At 68.2% G+C, this 19451-nt stretch carries 19 protein-coding genes; 11 read left to right on the top strand and 8 right to left on the bottom strand.

The window, feature by feature from the left end; translation table 11 throughout:
- Positions 1–106 precede the first annotated feature (106 nt).
- Together JOE46_RS14165 and JOE46_RS14160 are read left to right on the top strand one after the other, a co-directional pair.
- On the top strand, positions 107–1501 hold the full coding sequence (locus JOE46_RS14165) for a lysine N(6)-hydroxylase/L-ornithine N(5)-oxygenase family protein (RefSeq protein WP_374102894.1): 1395 nt from the start codon (positions 107–109) through the stop codon (positions 1499–1501).
- On the top strand, positions 1498–1737 hold the full coding sequence (locus tag JOE46_RS14160; RefSeq protein ID WP_027503481.1) for an MbtH family protein: 240 nt from the start codon (positions 1498–1500) through the stop codon (positions 1735–1737). The genes JOE46_RS14165 and JOE46_RS14160 overlap by 4 nt, the downstream gene beginning before the upstream one ends.
- Before the next feature lie 31 nt (positions 1738–1768).
- Here JOE46_RS14160 and JOE46_RS14155 read toward each other — a convergent pair whose 3' ends face one another.
- Together JOE46_RS14155 and JOE46_RS14150 are read right to left on the bottom strand one after the other, a co-directional pair.
- A complete protein-coding gene (locus JOE46_RS14155) occupies positions 1769–3211 on the bottom strand; it encodes a threonine/serine exporter ThrE family protein (protein WP_257017481.1) in 1443 nt (480 codons plus the stop codon).
- A 1-nt stretch (position 3212) separates the two neighbouring features.
- A complete protein-coding gene (locus JOE46_RS14150) occupies positions 3213–3587 on the bottom strand; it encodes a nuclear transport factor 2 family protein (protein WP_097211994.1) in 375 nt (124 codons plus the stop codon).
- A gap of 150 nt (positions 3588–3737) precedes the next feature.
- Between JOE46_RS14150 and JOE46_RS14145 the strand changes: the two genes are divergently transcribed.
- From JOE46_RS14145 to katG, 3 genes are read left to right on the top strand one after another with little or no spacing between them, the layout of a single operon-like run.
- Complete coding sequence (locus JOE46_RS14145) at positions 3738–6914, top strand: multicopper oxidase family protein (protein ID WP_097211871.1); 3177 nt, start codon at positions 3738–3740, stop codon at positions 6912–6914.
- A 42-nt stretch (positions 6915–6956) separates the two neighbouring features.
- Complete coding sequence (locus JOE46_RS14140) at positions 6957–7472, top strand: Fur family transcriptional regulator (protein WP_179800552.1); 516 nt, start codon at positions 6957–6959, stop codon at positions 7470–7472.
- Positions 7459–9648 carry a catalase/peroxidase HPI gene (katG, locus tag JOE46_RS14135; RefSeq protein WP_209927613.1) on the top strand — a complete coding sequence of 730 codons (2190 nt, stop codon included), beginning with the start codon at positions 7459–7461 and terminating at the stop codon, positions 9646–9648. The genes JOE46_RS14140 and katG overlap by 14 nt, the downstream gene beginning before the upstream one ends.
- A gap of 61 nt (positions 9649–9709) precedes the next feature.
- Here katG and JOE46_RS14130 read toward each other — a convergent pair whose 3' ends face one another.
- Positions 9710–10888 (bottom strand): acyl-CoA dehydrogenase family protein, encoded by a 1179-nt coding sequence (locus JOE46_RS14130; RefSeq protein WP_097211874.1) that lies wholly within the window; start codon positions 10886–10888, stop codon positions 9710–9712.
- Between the two features lie 291 nt (positions 10889–11179).
- Between JOE46_RS14130 and JOE46_RS14125 the strand changes: the two genes are divergently transcribed.
- Positions 11180–12031, top strand: a complete 852-nt coding sequence (locus JOE46_RS14125; protein WP_097211875.1) for an alpha/beta fold hydrolase — start codon at positions 11180–11182, stop codon at positions 12029–12031.
- 5 nt (positions 12032–12036) lie between these two features.
- On the opposite strand, the gene JOE46_RS14120 is transcribed toward JOE46_RS14125, so the two are convergent.
- Positions 12037–12597 (bottom strand): GyrI-like domain-containing protein, encoded by a 561-nt coding sequence (locus JOE46_RS14120; protein ID WP_143548455.1) that lies wholly within the window; start codon positions 12595–12597, stop codon positions 12037–12039.
- Positions 12598–12732: 135 nt separating this feature from the next.
- Between JOE46_RS14120 and JOE46_RS14115 the strand changes: the two genes are divergently transcribed.
- Entirely contained in the window at positions 12733–13167 is a 435-nt protein-coding gene (locus JOE46_RS14115) for a YjdF family protein (protein ID WP_097211877.1), read from the top strand.
- Between the two features lie 29 nt (positions 13168–13196).
- Here the strand turns inward: JOE46_RS14115 and JOE46_RS14110 are convergent, their stop codons facing one another.
- Entirely contained in the window at positions 13197–14510 is a 1314-nt protein-coding gene (locus tag JOE46_RS14110; RefSeq protein WP_209927611.1) for an alpha/beta fold hydrolase, read from the bottom strand.
- A gap of 114 nt (positions 14511–14624) precedes the next feature.
- Entirely contained in the window at positions 14625–15575 is a 951-nt protein-coding gene (locus JOE46_RS14105; RefSeq protein ID WP_209927608.1) for a YafY family protein, read from the bottom strand.
- A 94-nt stretch (positions 15576–15669) separates the two neighbouring features.
- Between JOE46_RS14105 and JOE46_RS14100 the strand changes: the two genes are divergently transcribed.
- The 4 genes from JOE46_RS14100 to JOE46_RS14085 all read left to right on the top strand — a co-directional run bounded on the left by JOE46_RS14100 (position 15670) and on the right by JOE46_RS14085 (position 18155).
- On the top strand, positions 15670–16083 hold the full coding sequence (locus tag JOE46_RS14100) for a VOC family protein (protein ID WP_097211880.1): 414 nt from the start codon (positions 15670–15672) through the stop codon (positions 16081–16083).
- Between the two features lies 1 nt (position 16084).
- Positions 16085–16714 (top strand): YdeI family protein, encoded by a 630-nt coding sequence (locus JOE46_RS14095; RefSeq protein ID WP_209927606.1) that lies wholly within the window; start codon positions 16085–16087, stop codon positions 16712–16714.
- Between the two features lie 12 nt (positions 16715–16726).
- Positions 16727–17734, top strand: coding sequence for an alpha/beta fold hydrolase (locus tag JOE46_RS14090; RefSeq protein WP_097211882.1), 1008 nt, complete (start codon positions 16727–16729; stop codon positions 17732–17734).
- A 79-nt stretch (positions 17735–17813) separates the two neighbouring features.
- The gene (locus tag JOE46_RS14085) at positions 17814–18155 is read left to right on the top strand and encodes an SdpI family protein (protein ID WP_143548456.1); all 342 of its coding nucleotides are present in this window, start codon (positions 17814–17816) and stop codon (positions 18153–18155) included.
- A 132-nt stretch (positions 18156–18287) separates the two neighbouring features.
- On the opposite strand, the gene JOE46_RS14080 is transcribed toward JOE46_RS14085, so the two are convergent.
- Complete coding sequence (locus JOE46_RS14080; protein ID WP_097211884.1) at positions 18288–18848, bottom strand: dihydrofolate reductase family protein; 561 nt, start codon at positions 18846–18848, stop codon at positions 18288–18290.
- Positions 18849–18865: 17 nt separating this feature from the next.
- On the bottom strand, positions 18866–19447 hold the full coding sequence (locus JOE46_RS14075; protein WP_209927604.1) for a PepSY domain-containing protein: 582 nt from the start codon (positions 19445–19447) through the stop codon (positions 18866–18868).
- Positions 19448–19451 lie beyond the last annotated feature (4 nt).

The following is a 19451-nucleotide window of genomic DNA, read 5'->3' as shown; positions in this document are numbered from 1 at the left end:
CCCGAATTAGGGTAGGCTGCGCTACTATTCGGCGCGGCCCAAATGTTGGACCCCGAGCTATGTCAGCAACAAGCAGCACTGCCGCCGGCCGAACCGGCGAGGATGGATGACCGTCATGGATACGACTCTCTCGGCCGCTGACCGCGACCAGTCGCCGACCTACGACCTGGTCGGTGTCGGCTTCGGGCCGTCCAACCTGGCGCTGGCCATCGCCATCGAGGAGCACAACGCGAGCTGCGCCCCCGGCGACCGGATCCGGGCGCACTTCCTGGAGAAGCAGGACCGCTTCCGCTGGCACCCCGGCATGCTGCTGGACGGTGCGACCATGCAGATCGCGTTCCCGAAGGACCTGGTGACCTTCAGGAACCCGGCCAGCTCGTTCAGCTTCTTCTCCTACCTGTTCGACAAGGGCAGGCTGGTCGACTTCGTCAACCACCAGACCTTCTTCCCGACCCGGCACGAATTCAATGACTACCTGCAGTGGGCGGCAGGCCGGGTCGACGCCGACGTGCGATACGGCACCGCCGTCACCGGCGTTCGCGGCCTGCCCGCCGCGGATGGGGCGGTGGACGAGTTCGAGGTCGAGACGGCCGACGGGCAGGTCCTGCGGACGCGGAACCTGATCGTCGGGGCCGGGCTGCGCGAGCGGATCCCGGAGTGGGCGACGCCGTCGGCGCGCTGCTTCCACAACCATCAGTTCCTGTTCCGGATCGACGAGCTGCCCGAGCTGCGGCACCAGCGCTTCGTGGTGCTCGGCGCCGGCCAGAGCGCTGCCGAGGTGGTCCAGTACCTGCACCGCAACTACCCGAAGGCCGAGGTGCACAGCGTCTTCTCGCGCTACGGCTACAGCCCGGCCGACGACAGCCCGTACGCCAACCGCATCTTCGACCCCGGCGCCGTCGACGAGTTGCACGGCGCCGACAGCACCGAGCGCGAGCGGATCCTGACCCTGCACAAGAGCACCAACTACTCGGTGGTCGACATCGAGCTGATCAACGAGCTGTACACCACCGAATACCAGGAACTGGTGCGCGGCCAGCGGCGCCTGTTCATGCGCCGGGCCTCCGAGATCGACGGCGTGGTCGAGACCGAGGAGGGCATCGAGGTGAGCGTGCGCAGCAGCCTCGACGGGCTGACCGACTCGCTGATGTGCGACGCGCTGGTGCTCGCCACCGGGTTCACCCCCACCCCGCTGAGCAACCTCATCGGCGATCTGGCCCCCGAGGGCGGGGTGGCCACCGAGGTGGACCGCGATTACCGGCTGGTCACCCCCGAGAACGTCCGGGGTGGCATCTACCTCCAGGGCGGCACCGAGAAAACGCATGGCCTCACCTCGTCGCTGCTGTCCAATGTCGCCGTTCGCGCCGGTGAGATCCTGAATTCTGTGCTGGATAATCGTCCCGACCACGGCGATCTTGATAGGGTCGAGGCGTCCGCTGGGACGGAAACCTCAGCGCTGGAAACACCGATGAACGAATTTGCGACAAGCGAGGCCAGATGAGCACCAATCCCTTTGACGACGAAGACGGCCGTTTCTACGTGCTCGTCAACGACGAGGACCAGCATTCGCTGTGGCCGACGTTCTCGGACGTCCCGCAGGGGTGGCGTGTGGTGTTCGGTGAGGACAGCCGCCAGGCGTGCGTCGAGTACGTCGAGGCCAACTGGACCGACATGCGCCCGAAGAGCCTGCGTGAGGCCATGGAACGCGACGCTGCCGAGCGCGGGAACCAGAGCTGACAACCCGGCGCCACCGGCGCCGGCGCATTGACTACAACGCCCGATTCTGACCCGACCTCCGTCGGCTCAGGGTCGGGCGTTTCAGCGTTCCTGTACGGCGCAGGATCCGCGGCCGCCGCATGGTCCGGGCGATCCACTCGCCGAGCGTGACCCCCGCGGCGAGCGCACATCCGATGCCGAAGGCCGACAGCAGCGCGCTGAAGCCGTCCAGTAACTCGTTGTTGAGCAGGGCGTACAGGCCGCGGTACAGGGCGAGACCCGGCAACAGCGGGGTGATGCCCGCGACCGCGATCACCTGCGGCGGGGTCAGCGCCCGGCGGGCCAGGATGCCGCCGACGGAGCCGACGACGGTCGCGGCGATGGCCGAGGCGATGACCGGGCCGATGCTCACGCTCAGCGCCAGGGCATAGACGAGGATGCCGGCGGCGCCGCCGATGCCCGCGATGGGCAGCGCCCGCCGCTCCGCGTAGCAGGCCACCGCGAAGAACAGCGAGGTGAACGCGCCCGCGACCACCTGCACCGGGATCTGGGCAAGCGCGGGCGGCGGGACGGTGGTCAGCACCGGCAGCGTCGAACCGAGGGCGCCCGCGATCCGCAGCGAGATCGCGACGCCCGCGATGATGCCGCCGGTCATCATGAGGACCTCGAAGAACCGCGCGACGGCGGTGATCGGTGCGCCGGTGATCGCGTCCTGCACCGAGCCGACCAGCGACAGCCCCGACAGCAGCACGATCACCCCTGCCGCGATGATCAGTGACGGCCGGATGGTGATGCCCAGCTGGTCGCTGAAGGTGTACAGCAGGCTGGCGGGCGCGGCGGCGATCAGTCCGCCCATCACGTGCTGGAAGAAGAACGGGAGCCCGATGGCGTTCAGCCTGCGGTTGACCCGGTCGATGACCATGGTGGTCAGAAAGCTGACGACCGCCACCAGCAGGTTGCCGCCGAGCAGCACCGAGGCGGAGGCGGCCATCGACGCCCACGCCAGCGTCGCCGTCCAGCGGTTGTAGGGATGCGGCGCGCGGGTGATCCGGGTCAGCTCGTCGTGCGCGTCGTCCGGGCTGACCGCCTCCGTCCGCAGTCGGCGGGTGAGCCGGTCGACCGCGGCGAGCCGGGTGAAGTCCAGCGACCGGTAGTGCACGATCCGCATGGTGGCGGCGGGCGGCATCGTCGGACCGCGGTGCGCGCTGATGCGGATCGCGTTGTAGGTGACGTCGACGTCGCAGCGCGCGAGCCCGTAGCTCGCGGCGACGAACTGGACCTGCGCGGTGGTGTCCATCGCGGAGGTGCCGGACGCGAGCAGCACCTCGCCGGATCGGAGGGCGATGTCGAGGACCTCGGCGACCTTGGCGTCGTCGGTCAGGTCGATCGGCTGGAGCGGCGCGGGGGCGGATGTCTGGTCGTCGACCACCGCCCGCTCTTCACCGATCAGCCGGTTCAGCGAGGTGAGTGCGTCGCGCAGGCGCCCCCTCGCCACGTCAGGACACCGCGTCCGCTTCGCTCAGATCCGTTGCCGCAAAAGCTGCTTCGAGGTCGTTGTGCCGGAAGATCGAGGTCACCTGATCGTGCACCACTCGGAAGGCGGTGGCGACGGTCGACTTCTCGTCGGGCTTCGAGGCCCAAGAGGCCTCCTCCTCGACCACGACGACGCCCTCGTGCACGAACATGCGGCCCGGGGTCAGGGTCATGCCCGCGCTGGAGGCCCACTCACGCAATGCTGTGAGACCCTGTCCGGCACCCTGCGGGCCGCCCACCTCGACGTCGTCGCTGGACAACGCGAGGAGGGTGTCGATGTCGGAATCGTTCAGTGCGTCGTGCCACGCGAGAACCGTGGCGATCTCCGAGGTGCTCATGCCGTCCACGCTATCGGGTTTCCCGCCGCGGGGGCCGCGCACGGGCCGAGCGCCGTTTCGTGTGCGACCGCCGCGGCGGCGAACTAGGCTTTTGAGGCGCTGACGCTGGAGCGCCGGTGCCCGTATTCGTTCACGGAACGGGGCAGCGAGATGGTCGCGAATCGTCGAAGGCCGATCTCTGTCGTCTCGTGCGCTGCGTTCGCCATGGCGCTGGTCCTCACCTCGTGCTTCTCGACGACGGGGGAGCCGGGGGTCAACGCAGGTCCAGACGGCGCCCCCGCCTCCTACCGGGAGCCGGTCAAGCTGTCGAGCGAGGACGGCGTGCTCGAGGTGCGGCTGTCGGCCCACCAGGGCAAGGTCGCCCTCGACACGGCCTCGGGGCCGGTCTCGAATTTCCTGCTGTTCGGGTACGAGGTCATCCGGGGGACGGCATCGGACGGCTCGACCGAGGGCGAGGACGTGTACCCGGCGCCGACGCTGCGGGTCGATCCGGGCGAGCGCCTGATCATCCACTACGACAACGACCTGCGGGGCCTGACGATCGAGGACTTCAACGACCCCGCCTTCACCCCGGCAGGCGGCGACGTGCCGATCTACCCGCAGGCGCTGGAATCCGCGCCGCTGAACCTGCACACCCACGGGCTGCACGTGAGCCCCGACGGCAACGCCGACAACGTGCTGCTCGACATCCCCGCCGGGATGGGCAACCGTTACGACTACGCGGTTCCGGAGGACATGCCCAACGGAATGTACTGGTACCACAGCCATCGCCACACCCTCACCGCGCAGCAGACGTACCTGGGGCTCGCCGGTCTGCTGGAGATCGGGCGGCCGGACGGAAACCTGCCGCTGGTGACGCAGAACGAGATCCCGATCCGCGACATGGCGTTGCAGTACAACTTCGTCGTCGACCGCAAGGGCAGCGGGCGCCAGCTGAACAACGCGTACTGGTCGCAATGGGTGAGCACCTTGAAGCCGCCGGAAGGAGCACAACTCGCCGACGGCACCTACCGGCCGAGCCTGGCCCCGGTGAACTTCGACCAGACGACGAAGGGCTCCCGGTACATCACCAACTGGTATGCCGGTGCACTCTCTCCGGCCAACCATCGGGGGCAGAACCAGTTCATACCCGGCAACCTGCAGACCTTCACCAGCGACACGGTGACCGTCGCGGCGGACCCGTCGCTGCCGGACAACCAGCGCGACGTTCAATTCACCGTCAACGGCCAGTTCCAGCCGGAGCTGAAACTCGAACCGGGCCAGACGGAGATCTGGGTGCTGGCCAACATCAGTGACATCGCCTACATGCCGGTCCGGCTCACCGAGACGGCGACGGGCACCCATCCGACCTTCGCGATCGTCGGGCAGGACGGAAACCCCTTCACCCGGGTGGAGCCGCCGGTCGGCGGCGACGGCACCCGGCTCGTCATCCCTCCCGGCTCACGGTTCGCGATCGCGGTGACGATGCCGAAGACCGGCGACCTCGTCCTCGACATCCCGCCGCTGGAGGGGGCGAAGCCGGTCACCAACCCGGGCGTGCTCTACACCAACGACGGCACCGAGAACCCGCCCGCGGTGCTGGGGACGGTGACCGTGGACCCGTCGGTGATCAGCTACGCCGACGGCTTCTTCACCTTCCCCACCCAGACGCTGCTGCACGCGACCCCCGATAGCGGGCAGGGACAGACGACGGCCTTCGAGCCCGGCCAGAACCTCGACGCCTACACCTCGTTCGTGGACACCTCGGTGATGACGCCGGACGTGAAGCGGACGCTGACGGTCTCGGGCGGCTTCGGCAACGACAAGGCCAGCAACAGCGATCCGAAGGCCTTCACCTACGAGTTCGACGACAACACCTTCCCGAACATCCCCCTGCTCCAGCCGCGGCTGAACTCGGTGGAGGAGTGGACGGTCACCAACCTCAACAACGACGAGCATCCGATGCACATCCACGTCAACGATTTTCAGGTGATGGAGGTCGTGGACCCGGTGGCGGGCACCAGGACCGGTGTGCAGCCGTGGGGCATGGACAACGTGAACGTCCCCGCGCCGGTGACCGATGAGAACGAACAGGCGCTCGAACCGGCCTCGGTGACGCTGCGGACCAAGTTCACCGAGTACACCGGCACCTTCGTGATCCACTGCCACCGCCTCAATCACGAGGACAACGGGCTGATGGCGCTCGTCAGCGTGATCCCGGAGGTGTCCACGTACGCGGTCGCGGTGCCGGGGTTGCCGGGCACCCCCGCGACGGTGCGGGTGCATGACGGCAACGGCGACAAGGTGATCGCCGCCGTCACGCCGTTCCCGTCGTTCGAGGGCACCCCGACGGTGGCGATGGCCGACGTGAACGGAGACATGGTGCTCGACCTCGTCGTCGGCACCGGCGCGGGCCCCGAGTCGGAGGTGGTGGCCTACGACGGCGCCGACCGCGCCGACGGCGCGTTCAGCGCCGAGCTGACCCGGTTCGCCCCGTTCGACCCCGGGTTCCGCGGCGGGGTGAACGTCGCGGGTGTCGATATCGACGGAAACGCCTTGGCCGACAACATCATCGTGGGCACCGGCCCGGGCGCCCCGACGCAGGTCAAGGTGTTCTCCTCGACGCTGCCCGCCGGGAAGGGTGAGGCACCGGAGGTGTTCTCGAGCTTCACGCCGTACCCGGGGTCCGAGGCGGGGGTGTCCGTCGCGACGGGGCTGGTGGACACCGCCTCTGGCCGGGCCAGCATCGTGACCGCGCCGGGCCGGGGGGAGGCGCCGCGGGTGAAGACCTTCCGCTACGACCTGTTCGAGCCGACCGCGGCCGCGGCGGCGTCGAAGAGCGGCCACGGCGGGCACGGCGGCACGGGCGCGAGCGGCGGCGGCACCGACGATCCGACGATGACGTCGGAGTTCCTTGCCTTCGACGAGGGCTACCGCGACGGCGTCTCGCTCTCGACGGGCTGGGTGGCAGGCGCCGAGGGCGGCGCGAAGAGCATCGTGACCGGCATGGCGGGCGGGGCGGGCACGGTGCGGGTGTGGTCGAGCGGCTCGCGGCTCGACGGCGCGCCCGGGATGTACCTCGACAGCCCGGATCACCACTCGGGCCCAGTGGATTTCCGCCAGATCGCCTCGTTCGAGCCGTTCGCGGGCGGCGGGGTGCAGGTGGCCACCACCAGCACCACCACCGGCGCGGACCTGCTCGTCAGCGGCGCCGGTGCGACGGGATCCGAGGTCCGCAAGTTCGGGCTGGGCCGGGCGGACCCGCAGTCGACGACGCTGACGCCCGCGCCGCTTGGGGCGCTTCCCCCGCTGCCCGCGGCGGGCGCGGTTCCGCTGGGCGGACGGTAGTTCCGCGATCGACCCCGAAAACTCTTGACCGAGTCCAGAACAATGCGCCATTGTATTGATGTGCCCTCCGCGAGGGAATACGCAGCGCATTTGCGCGCGGCAGAGCTTCGCGTGACCCGCCCCCGGGCCACGGTGCTCGAGGCTGTGCACAAGCACCCGCATGCCGACACGAAGACGATCTACGGAGCCGTGCGGGCCGTCCTGCCCGAGGTCTCCCGCCAAACCGTGTACGACGTGCTGCAGGCACTCAGCGATGCGGGCCTGGTGCGGCGGATCCAGCCGGCGGGCACCGCCGTGCGGTACGAGGCCCGCGTCGGCGACAACCACCATCACTTCGTCTGCCGTACCTGCGGGGTCATCGCCGACGTCGATTGTGCGGTCGGCGCGGCCCCCTGCCTGACCGCGCCCGGCGACAACGGCTTCGTCGTCGACGAGGCCGAGGTCACCTACTGGGGATCGTGCCCCGACTGTTCGGCAGCACAGGTTTCGCGACCAGGTTCGCGATCGCAGTCCGATTCACCCACTCCTGGAAGGAAGGACCGTCGTGTCCAACAGTGAAAGCGAATGCCCGGTAATCGGCTCCCCGAGCCCGCAGGAGCACCGGCCCAGGACCAACAGGGACTGGTGGCCGAATCAACTGGACCTGCAGGTTCTCCATCAGCACTCGCCGCTGTCCAACCCCATGGGCGAGGACTTCGACTACGCGGCAGAGTTCGCGACGCTCGACGTGGACGCGCTGAAACGGGACGTCATCGAGTTGATGACGGCGTCGCAGGACTGGTGGCCTGCCGATTTCGGACACTACGGGCCGCTGTTCATCCGGATGAGCTGGCATGCGGCGGGCACCTACCGCATCGCGGACGGCCGTGGCGGTGGCGGTGAGGGCGCACAACGCTTCGCCCCCCTCAACAGCTGGCCGGACAACGCGAGCCTCGACAAGGCACGGCGGTTGCTCTGGCCGGTCAAGCAGAAGTACGGCCGGAAGATCTCCTGGGCGGATCTGCTGATCTTCGCCGGCAACTGTGCCTACGAATCGATGGGGTTCGAGACGTTCGGCTTCGGTTTCGGCCGCGAGGACATCTGGGAGCCCGACGAGGTGTTCTGGGGGCCGGAGGACACCTGGCTCGGCGACGAGCGTTACACCGGCGACCGGGAGCTCACCGGTCCCTTCGGCGCCGTGCAGATGGGCCTGATCTACGTGAACCCGGAAGGGCCCAACGGAAACCCGGACCCGCTCGCCGCGGCCGTCGACATCCGCGAGACCTTCCGCCGGATGGCGATGAACGACGTCGAGACCGCCGCACTGATCGTCGGCGGCCACACCGTCGGCAAGACCCACGGCGCGGGACCGGCCGACCTCGTCGGGCCCGAGCCGGAGGCAGCGCCGATCGAGCAGCAAGGCCTCGGCTGGAAGAGCTCCTTCGGCACCGGCGTCGGTGGGGACGCGATCACCAGCGGCCTCGAGGGCACCTGGACGCCCACCCCGACCAGGTGGGACAACAGCTTCCTCGAGACCCTGTACGGCTACGAGTGGGAGAAGACCAAGAGCCCGGCCGGTGCGTGGCAGTACATTCCCAAGGACGGCGCCGGGGCGGGCACCGTCCTCGACGCGCACGATCCGTCGAAGTCCCACAGCCCGGTGATGCTGACGACGGACCTCTCGCTGCGCCTCGACCCGGTCTACGGGCCGATCACCCGGCGCTGGCTGGACCACCCCGAGGAACTCGCCGACGAGTTCGCCAAGGCCTGGTACAAGCTGCTGCATCGCGACATGGGGCCCGTCTCGCGCTATCTCGGCCCATGGGTTGCGGAGCCCCAGTTGTGGCAGGACCCCGTCCCCGACGTCGATCACGATCTGGTCGGGACGGACGAGATCGCCGCGCTCAAGGCCACGGTCCTGGGGGCGGGTCTGTCCATTCCCCTGCTGGTCGGTGCGGCATGGGCGTCGGCTGCCTCCTTCCGCGGCACCGACAACCGCGGCGGGGCCAACGGGGCGCGGATTCGGCTTGCGCCGCAGAAGGACTGGGAGTCCAACAACCCGGCAGGCCTGGCCGAGGTGCTGCAGAGGCTCGAGCGGATCCGGGGCGACTTCAACGGTGGGAGGTCCGACGGCACGAGGATCTCGCTGGCCGACCTGATCGTCCTGGCGGGATGCGCGGCGGTGGAGCAGGCGGCGAAGAACGCCGGGCACGACGTCACGGTCCCGTTCACGCCGGGCCGCACCGACGCCGCCCAGGAGCAGACCGACGTGGAGGCGTTCGAGGTGCTCGAGCCCAGGGCCGACGGGTTCCGCAACTACCTGCGCGCCGGGGAGAAGCTGCCCGCCGAGCGGCTGTTGCTGGACAAGGCGAACCTGCTGACGCTGACCGCCCCGGAGATGACGGTCCTCATCGGTGGGATGCGCGCGCTGAACGCCAACGTCGGGCAGTCCGGGCACGGTGTCCTCACTGCCCGTCCCGAGACGTTGACCACCGACTTCTTCGTGAACCTGCTCGACATGGGCACGGAGTGGAAGGCATCGGCCGAGTCCGAGAACGTCTACGAGGGCCGCGCCCGCGGCACGGATGAGGTCAAGTGGACGGCCACCACCGTCGACCTGGTCTTCGGTTCGAACTCGCAGTTGCGCGCGCTCGCCGAGGTATACGCGAGCGACGATGCGCAGCCGAAATTCGTGGCGGACTTCGTCTCCGCGTGGGACAAGGTGATGAACCTGGACCGCTTCGACCTCGCCTGATCGCGGCACGGCGCCCCGCAAGCCGACTCGGCTCGCGGGGCGCTCGCGTTTCCTCGATCGGTCAGATCATCGCGCGGTGCGCGCCCTGCGGCTCGCCGCCGAGCTGCGTCAGCGCCGACGAATGGAAGATCGAACCGGGCACGTGAATCGCGTGCGACAGGCCGGCGTGTGCGTCCCGCCAGAAGCGCTGCATCGGCGTCTTCATCTGCAGCGCACCGCCGCCCGACCGCGCGAAGATCTCGTCGACCGCGCGCACCGCCCGCCACGCGGCGGCGGTCTGGGTCCGACGGCCGATCGCGCGCTGCTCGAAGGTGACCTCCTTGCCCTGGTCGGTGAGGTCCCAGAACCGGTCCACCGTCTCGAGGATCGCCGCCCGCGACGCGGCGATCTCCGCCGCAGCCTCGCCGATCGCGAACAGCACGTACGGATCGTCCTTGATCGCCGTGCCGGACACCGTGATCCGCTCGCGCTGCGCGTTCAGATGGCAGGCCAGCGCCCCCTCGGCGATGCCGATCAGCGACGAGGTGATGCCCAGCGGGAAGATGCACGAGAACGGGAAGTTGTACAGCGTCTGTGTGCGGCCGGCCTCCTTCGGCGCGGTGCCGTCGAAGACCTTCGCCGCCTCCAGGGTCCGGTGCGTCGGGATGAACGCATTCTTGACGATCACGTCCTTGCTGCCGGTGCCGCGCAGACCGACGACGTCCCAGCTGTCCTGATCGATGTCGTAGTCGCTGCGCGGCAGCAGCACGTGCAGGATCTTCGGCGGCATCTGCGGCTTGCCGTCCTGGTTTCCGACCATCGCACCGATCATCACCCACCGGCAGTGGTCGGTACCCGAGGAGAACGACCAGCGGCCGTTGAGGACGTAGCCGCCGTCGGTCGGGACCGCGACACCCATGGGCGCGTACGGCGAGGCCATCCAGGTGTCGGGGTCCTCACCCCACACCTCCTCCTGGGCCTTCGGGTCGAAGAACGCCAGCTCCCACGGGTGCACGCCGACGATGCCGCTGACCCAGCCGGTGGCGCCGTCCATCGCGCCGATCGCCATCGCGGTCTCGGCGAACTCACGGGGATGCGATTCGAGGCCGCCGTGGTCCTTCGGCTGCAGCATCCGGATCACCCCCGATTCACGCAGCCGCTTGGCCGAGGCATCGGTGAGGCGCATGAGCCTGTCGCCCTCGACACCGTTTGCGCGGATCTCGTCCGCGTACTGCTCGATCCGCTCGTGAACCTGACCCATGACTTCCTCGTCTCGGTAGAAGTGTGCCGGCTGATTGCCCCAAAACTAGAACAAGTTCCATACATGTGGAAGGGGAACGAACTCATAGGTTTCCTTTCTGGTTGCTGTCGAGGGACGCCACATGTCGGCGATCGAGTCATGGGTTTAAGCAGGTAGACGCCGATTATTTGGGTGATGCCGGGTCTCGGGCGTGGTGGCCGCACGCCTGGTTTTGGTGTCGTGAATCACTGAAGTTGGGGCGATCTGTCGAATCGGGCGCACACAAACTAGAATGTGTTCTAGTGTCGAGTGATGGACGTGACCTACGAGGGGACCAAGAGGGAAGTCGCTACCGACAAGGGGGTGTTGCGCTACCACGAGGCAGGCGAGGGACCGCCGCTGATCCTGTTGCACGGCTCCGGTATCGGAGTCAGCGGCTGGCGAAACTACCGGGGAAACCTGGACGTCTTCGCCCAGCATTTTCATTGCTACATCCTGGAGTTCCCTGGATTCGGCGTGAGCGATCCGGTGGACGGGCATCCCGTGCTCACCGCGGGCTCGTCGGTGATCCGCTTCATGGACGCCCTCGGTATCCGATCGGCCGCGATGATCGGCAATTCGATGGGCGGCGTCGTCGGCGTGAACGTGGCGATGAGGCACCCCGAGCGGGTCGGCAGGCTCGTCACCATCGGCGGGGTGGGACCGAACATCTTCAGTCAGAACCCGAGCGAGGGCACCCGGCTACTGCAGGAGTTCGCCGACGGCCCGAGTCGCGAACGGCTGGTTCGCTGGCTCGAGTGCATGGTCTACGACCCGGCGGTGATCACGGAGGAGCGGGTGGAGGAGCGCTGGGAGACCGCCAACGACCCGGCGTCGCACAAGACGCTGGCGGCGATGTACGGCTCCACAGCGTTTGCGGCGCAGCAGCAGTTGATGGCCTCGTCGGATGCGCCGCCGTACTGGTCGCAGATGCACAAGGTGCAGTGTCCGACCCTGCTCACCTGGGGCAGGGACGACCGGCAGTGCCCGCCGGACATGCCCATGGTGCCGATGAGACTGATCCCCAATGCCGAGCTGCACGTGTTCCCGAACTGCGGTCACTGGGTGATGGTCGAGGCGAAGGAGGCTTTCGAGCGAATTGCCATCGAGTTCCTGCGCCGCTGAGGGTGTTACCGCCGCAGTGGAACCCAGAGCTGGCACAGGTGGCGGGTGAGCAACTCCGATGTGTACATCTCGAAAATCGGTTCGCCGTCCACGGACAGCCCGCGAGTTTCGATTTCCTCGAAGATGCTCGACCATGCCGCACCCACGCCCTCCGCGGTGTGCGGCACATCGAATACCGCGTAGTGCCCGCCGCGGAGGCAGCCGACGCCGACCGCGCCGTCGACTTCGAGATCGTCTGTCACGACGATCGCCGCGTCGTAGCGGCACTCGTCGGGCGGCGTCACCGAGGGATCGTCCCTCGGAATTCCACACAGGATCGCTCCGTCGTCGAGTAGTCCCCGACGAGACGCCCACTGCTTTATCTCGGCCATCGCCTTGGCGTTGCCCTGTCCGAACGGTCCGGTCACGCGCACGAAGGCGAGGCGATGATTCGGAATGTGGTGAAGCGTCATGCGCATGATTTCTCCCGCTGTCGTTGGTGTGGCAGCGAAGGTATCACGGTATAAATCGGCTCTGACCTGCATTTTTAATACATGCGATACGCTCACCGTGATTGCTGGTCGCACGAATTGCACAGTCCGGAGGAAGTCCGGATGGCACGTCCCGATGGGTCCTCGGGCCCCCGGCTCGGGCGTGTTCGTCACTTCGCCGTCGAAGACTCCTGATGCTGCCAGGTTGCCTACGCATACCTGGAGGTTGAAATGAGTTCCACGACGTTCACCGTCTTCCACGACGGACAATTTTGGGTCGGTCTGCTCGAGGTCATCGACAACGGCGAATTGCGCGTAGCCCGTCACGTGTTCGGGTCCGAACCGAGCGGGCCCGAACTCTACGAGTTCTCGCTGCGCGACTATGGCGCGTTGTCCGCTCTCGCGCACCGCTCGCCCTCGGTGCCGGTCGACCAGCGGCGGGCGGCACCGCGGTCGGTCAATCCCAAGCGGCTGGCGCGGCAGGTCGCGAAGGAACGAGCCCGGCCGGCCGTCAGCACCGCCGCGCAGGAGGCCGTCAAGCAGAGCATTTCCGAGAACGCCACTGCCAGGAAGTCCAGGAGAAAGCACCTTCGCGACGCCGCCGAGGACACGCGCCGACAGATCGCCCGGGCGAAGGCGAAGGCGCGGCACCGGGGAAAGGCTTGAACGGCGCACCGACCGGGGTCCTTGCGCGGTCACCGTGAGGCGTTGGCGAACCCGGGCGGCGGCTCGGCCTCCTCGTATCGGGGGAGTGCGGGTCGGCCGTCCGTCAGGAACGCGACGACGGTCGCGGTGTACAACTCGGGCCTGTCGGCGGCGATGGCGTGGCCGGCGTCGGGAATCAACACCATCGTCGAATTCGGAAACGTGTCGCGGTATTCGCGCGTCACGGGCCAGGACTTGTAGTCGTACTGGCCGCGCATCACGAGCACTGGGACGCGCAGGTTCCGCAATGCCGGACGGGGGTCGTCGACCGATGCGAGATCGGCGCCGGTCATCTGGTTCACCCAGTAGCCGGGTGGCGACGCCGGAACGAGATCCGCTCGACGGTCGGGAGCCTGCGCCAGCGGGGCGAGAATCTCCAACTGCCGCCGGAACATTTCGTCGGCCTCGTTGTCGGTCCAGAAGCTATGCGCGGCAACGGGGTTGATCGCCTGAAGGACGGAGGCTGTGAAGACGCGCGGGGAGCTGCCCGTCTCTTCGAGCTGGGCGGTCATCGCCGGGGTCTCATGAGCTCTGATGTTCCCATCCGACCCGTCCGGGTATTCCGGCGCCCACAGTGCGCCGGGCGAGCTGACCACGATCCCGGCGACGCGGTCGGGGTGGGCGGCGGCGTACCGCGCCGCGAGGATGCCGCCCCAGGACTGACCCATCACCACGATCCGGTCAGCGGCGATGACCTCCCGGATTGCCTCGAGATCGCGTACCTGCCGATCAACGGTGTAGTCCTCGACCTGGGACAATCGACTCGAGCGGCCCGACCCGACCTGGTCGTACGAATAGACGTCGTACCCAGCTGCCGCGAGCTCAGCGCTCGAGGGCGGTAGGCCGTCTCCCGCGGTGCCGGGCCCACCATGCAGGAAGATCACCGGCATCGAACGGGTCGCGCTGCCCGCCGCGGGCAGGTGCCGGTACGCGATGTTCGATCCGGTGGGCAGGTCCCAGTAACTGCTTGCCGAAACGACGGCGCGATCGTCCTGGTGCGCCGCCCGTCCCACGAGCGCATAGCCGGTTGCCGCGCAAACCAGGCCGAAGATCGTCGCACACGCCAACAGATTCAGCGCGGGTACAGGTTTGCGCGCCATGCGCGCCCACAGACGCCCGGCACCGTATGAGCAGACGATCACCGTGATGATCGCACACAGCGTCAACATAGGAACGGAATCGAACAGCGCCGCCGATGCGAAGAACACCGCCGCCCCTGCGAGCGCGGTGAGCACCAGGGCCACCGTCACGACGATCAGGGAAGTGATTCGGCGCCCCAACGACTCCGGCGATCTGGATGCCATATGCGGTCCTCTCGGGGGCAACTGAACGACCTAGCCGAGACTAGGTCGCAGTGGCCGGCGAGAACATCAGGGATGTCCCCCATTTCCGGCCAGGGGTCGTCCGCCACGGGCAGTTCACTGCTCGCCGGCATAGCGGCCGGCGAGCTCGATTCCGATGCGCGCCAACTCGTCCCGTACCGACCGCGGCTCGAGCACCTCGACGTCCGCGCCCCAACCGGCGAGGTTGCGGGCGATGTCGAGCGGGGTGGGTGCGGCGAGGCGGACTCGGGTGCGGCCGTCGTCGGCCTCGCCGTCGGTGTGGCAGTGGCGGCCGAAGTGGTCGCGCAGGATCGGCACGAATCTCGGTTCGATCAGCACGGTCGCCCAGGTGGCCGAGCGCCGTTCCTCCATCTTCCCGGTGACCTCTTCCCAGGCGGCGGCGAGCTCGAAGTCGGCGGGCCGGTCGGCGGGCTGGTCGGTCGTCTCGGCGTCGGCGATCCGGTCCACCCGGAAGGTTCGCCTGCCGCGCTCGGTCCCGGCGATCAGGTACCAGGTGTCGTCCTTGTCGACCAGGCCCCACGGGTCGACGAGGCGTTCGCTCCGCTCGCGGGCGGCGTTCACATAGGTCAGCCGGACCCTGCGCCTGCGGACCACGGCGGACTGGAGCTGGTTCACCATCTCGGGTCGGCGCCGATCCCGCTCGCCCCAGCGGGTCGGGTCGATCATGGTGGCGCCCGCGGCGGCCTCGGCTTCGGCCCGAAACGTCTGCGGCAGAGCACGTACGAGCTTGCGCAGCGCTGCTTTGGCCTCGCCCGAGACCGCCGCGGCGGGGCCGACGAGCAGGAACAGGGCCTGCGCCTCGTTGGACGACAGGCCGGACAGGTCCGTGCGGGCGCCGCCGACGAGCGCCCAGCCGCCACCGCGACCGGGCTGCGGGTATACGGGGATGCCCGCCGCGGACAGTGCCTCCAGGTCGCGTCGGGCGGTGGCGACGGACACCTCGAGCTCGTCGGCCAGCTCGGCGGCCGTCACCCGGCCGCGGGACTGCATGAGCAGGAGGGTGGCGACGAGTCGGTCTGCGCGCATGTTCTTCAGTTTCCCCGTAAAAGTGCTCAGTTGGTGAGCACTTTGGTCGGAAAGATGGTTCCTGTCACCAACCGAACGAGGGAAGGAACCACCGATGTTGCGAGGACTCACCACCGTCAGCTTCTTCGCCGACGACGTCGCGGCCGCCAAGGATTGGTACACCGAGGTGCTCGGGATCGAGCCGTACTTCGCCCGCGAGATCGACGGGCAGATCGCCTACGTCGAGTTCCGCATCGGCGATTTCCAACACGAGCTCGGCATCATCGACGGCCGGTTCGCGCCCCACGACCGCTCGGACAAGGCCGGTGGCCAGGTGACCTACTGGCACGTGGACGACGTCGAGTCCGGCTTCGAGCGGCTCCTGGAACTGGGCGCCACCGCGCACGACAAGCCGACCGAGCGCGGACCCGGCTTCGTCACCGCCTCCGTTGTCGATCCGTTCGGGAACATCCTCGGCATCATGTACAACCAGCACTACCTCGACATCCTCGGCTCGAAGGAGGCGTGAGATGACCGGCGTGAGCACCCCCGACGTCAGCGCCTTCGCCCCGCGCACCACCGCCGACTGGCGAGACTGGCTGGCGCGAAACGGCCGGTCCGAGAAGGAGATCTGGCTGATCATCCACCACAAGGACAGCGGCACGCCGAGCCCGCGCTACCACGAGGCGATCGAGCAGGCGCTCTGCTTCGGCTGGATCGACGGCCTGCACCGCAAGCACGACGCGGATAGTTCCCGGCTGCGGTTCACCCCCCGCAACCCGCGCAGCACGTGGAGCCGGGTGAACCGGGAACGCGCGGCGAACATGATCGAGCTGGGCCAGATGACCCCGCACGGCCAGGCCCTGATCGATGTCGCCAAGGCTGCTGGGACCTGGCAGGTGGTGCCCGACGACGGCGCCGCGCTGCCCGATGATCTGTGGGAACCGCTACACCGCAACGAGGGGGCCCGCGCCAACTTCGAGGGCTTTCCGCCGTCCTCGAAGCGGCTGATCCTGGAGTGGATCGCGACGGCGAAGCGGCCGGAGACGAGGCAGCGACGGATCGATCGGACGGTCGAGCTCGCAGCGGTGAACATTCGGGCCAATCACCCAGGGGTGCGGGCAGGCGCCGGTGCCCTCCCGCACAGCGTCGCGGTGTGACACGCTGAGATCATGCGCGCCACTCCGGGCGGGCGCCTGGCCGCCCTGCGGTTCGCGGCGGCCGTCCTCGGCGTCACGGCGTCGCTGATCGCGTGTGGCAGCCAGGAGGAGAACCCCGCGGGCAACACGGTGCCCACGGCGGACACGCCGCAGGCCGACATCGCCCGGACGTTCGACATCGGCGACGGGCGGCAGATGTACCTGGAGTGCCGCGGCACCGCATCTCGCGATGATGACGTCCCGACGGTGGTGCTGGTGCCCGGCGCAGTCGCCGCTGCGGACACCTGGAGTGAGGTCGCCGATCAATCCGGTGACATGGTGCCGAGCGGGTCCGCCGTGTATCCGGAGGTCGGCGCGTTCACGCGGGTCTGCTCCTACGACCGGCCCGGGACCGCACGCGCGGGCGACGAGTTCACCCCGTCCACGCCGGTGTCGCAGCCGACCGACCCCGAGCGGGACACCGCCGACCTGCACGCGTTGTTGACCGCGGCGGAGGTGCCCGGTCCCTACGTCCTCGTCGGGTGGTCGTACGGGGGACCGATCGCGAGGGTGTACGCGGGCACCCATCCCGACGAGACGGCCGGTCTGGTCCTCGTGGACGGCATGTCGGAGTTCCTCGAGAACGAGCTGACCCCCGCCGAGTTCTCGGTGTTCCTGCGGATGAACGAGCTGGACAACGAACGCCGCACCGCCCAGTGGGCGGACGTCGAGCAGCTCGACCCCGCCGCGATCTTCCCTCAACTGCGCGCCGCCCCGCCGGTTCCCGAGGTGCCGGTCGTGGTGCTCAGCGGTGACACCTTCGACCCGGACGCCTTCCGTGCCCGCCTGCCCGCGGACGCGCCCGCCGACTACCCGGAGGTGTTCTGGCGGGCGCAGCTGGCGTCGCAGGACAGTCTCGCCCTGCTGTTTCCCGGCGCGCAGCACATCACGAAGACGAACAGCGGCCACAACATCCACAACGAGTCGCCGCAGCTGGTGGTCGACGCGATTCGTGAGGTGGTCACGGCGGCGGGCGGCTAGGACACGGGTCAATGCCTGCTCTCAGAGCACGTTCAACGGGATATCAGACGGTGAGGTTGCATGTGTAAGAGTGCGCTTCATGACAATGAACGATGCTCCGGGCGACCTGATCATGGTGGCCTGGGTGTTTACCGGGTTGCTGCTTCTGCTGGTCGTGGTCTGTCTTGCCGCAGGCCGCGGAGCGATACCGGTCAACTCCTTCGTCGGTATCCGTATCCCCGCATTGAAGCGCAGTGAGGCTGCGTGGCGGGCAGGGCATGCGGCCGCTGTGATGCCCGCGGCGATCGCGTTCGTCATCGCGGGCATGTGCAGCGGGATCGGACTCGTCGCGCCCGTCGCCTATTGGGGCACGATCATCGCGATGGTGGGCGGAGTGATCTGGGTGTTCGTCCGCGCTGCGAGGGCTGCCGCCGTCGCCTGAGCCGCAGGCGTCCCGCCTGGCGGCCGGGGTCCAACCTCGTTCACTCGTCCTCGGCAGGCACGCGAGCCGCCGTGATGTGGGTCAGCCAGCCCGACCCGACGAAGCCCAGGAACTGCGCTTTCGGGAACCCGGTCAGGCCTTCCCATACCGCGAGTAGGTGATGCCACAGCGGAAGGCCTTCGCGTCGAGCAGTGCCAACTCCGGTATCTCGAACCCGTCGGGGAACAACCGGCGGCCCCGGCCCTGCACGACCGGATAGACGAACAGCCGGTACTCGTCGACGAGTCCCGCCTCGATCAGGGTGTGGCACAGCATGATGCTGCCGGTGACCACGATGTCCTTGCCCGGCAGCATCTTCAACGCGCGGATCTCCTCGGCGGGTTCGCCGGAGAGGACCGTCGAGTTCTGCCACTGCGGGTCGATCATGGTCGAGGAGACGACGTACTTCTGTACTCGGTTGAGGTAGTCGGTGATCCCCGTGGCATCCTCGGATTGTTTCGGCCAGTATCCGCGTAGGTCCTCGAAAGTGCGCCTGCCCACCAGAAACCCGTCGGCTGCACGGTCCTGGCGGTGCGACTCCTCGAGCAGATCAGAGTTGTCCACCCCGCCCTGGCCCTGGGGATCGAACCACTCTCCCAGCATCTCGATCGAGCCGTCGATGGTGATGTTCTGCGTGATTGCCAGCGTGCGCATCTCGGCGTCCCTGCGGATCAGTTGTCGGGCACGACCGCGCCGGTGGCGGCGTCGACGTCCACGTCGTAGTCCCAGCCTTGGGTGTTGCGGATGTGGACGTGCCACACCGTCTTGCCGTCGTGCTGATTGGTTTCGGAGGAGACGATCGTGCCGCCGGGGACGGTCGCGAGGGCGGTCTGCTCGGCCTGTTCCTTGGTGACCGTCACCGCCGCGTTCGGCGAGGCGGCGGGCGTGGACATGTCCTCACTGTCATCCTCGTGGTCGGGTACGACCGCGCCGGTGGTGGCGTCGACATCCACGTCGTAGTCCCAGCCTTGGGTATTGCGGATGTGGACGTGCCACACAGCCTTGCCGTCGTGCTGTGCGGTTTCCGAGGAGACGACCACGCCGCCGGGGACGGTAGCGAGGGCAGTCTGCTCGGCCTGTTCCTTGGTCACCGCCCCCATCGGCGCCATGCCCGTGGACACCGGAGCGGTCGTCACCGCCGCGGTCGCGGACGTCGTGGAGGTGTCGTCGCTGTCCGAGTCACATCCGGCCAGCAGCAGTGCCGCCGCGGCGATGGGGATCAGGCTCGCGCCTCGCACCGTTCTCGTGTTCATCGTG

This window comes from Rhodococcus sp. PvR099 (assembly GCF_017833315.1).
GTDB lineage: Bacteria > Actinomycetota > Actinomycetes > Mycobacteriales > Mycobacteriaceae > Rhodococcus_G > Rhodococcus_G oryzae.
This window is presented reverse-complemented; position numbering and strand designations above follow the sequence as displayed.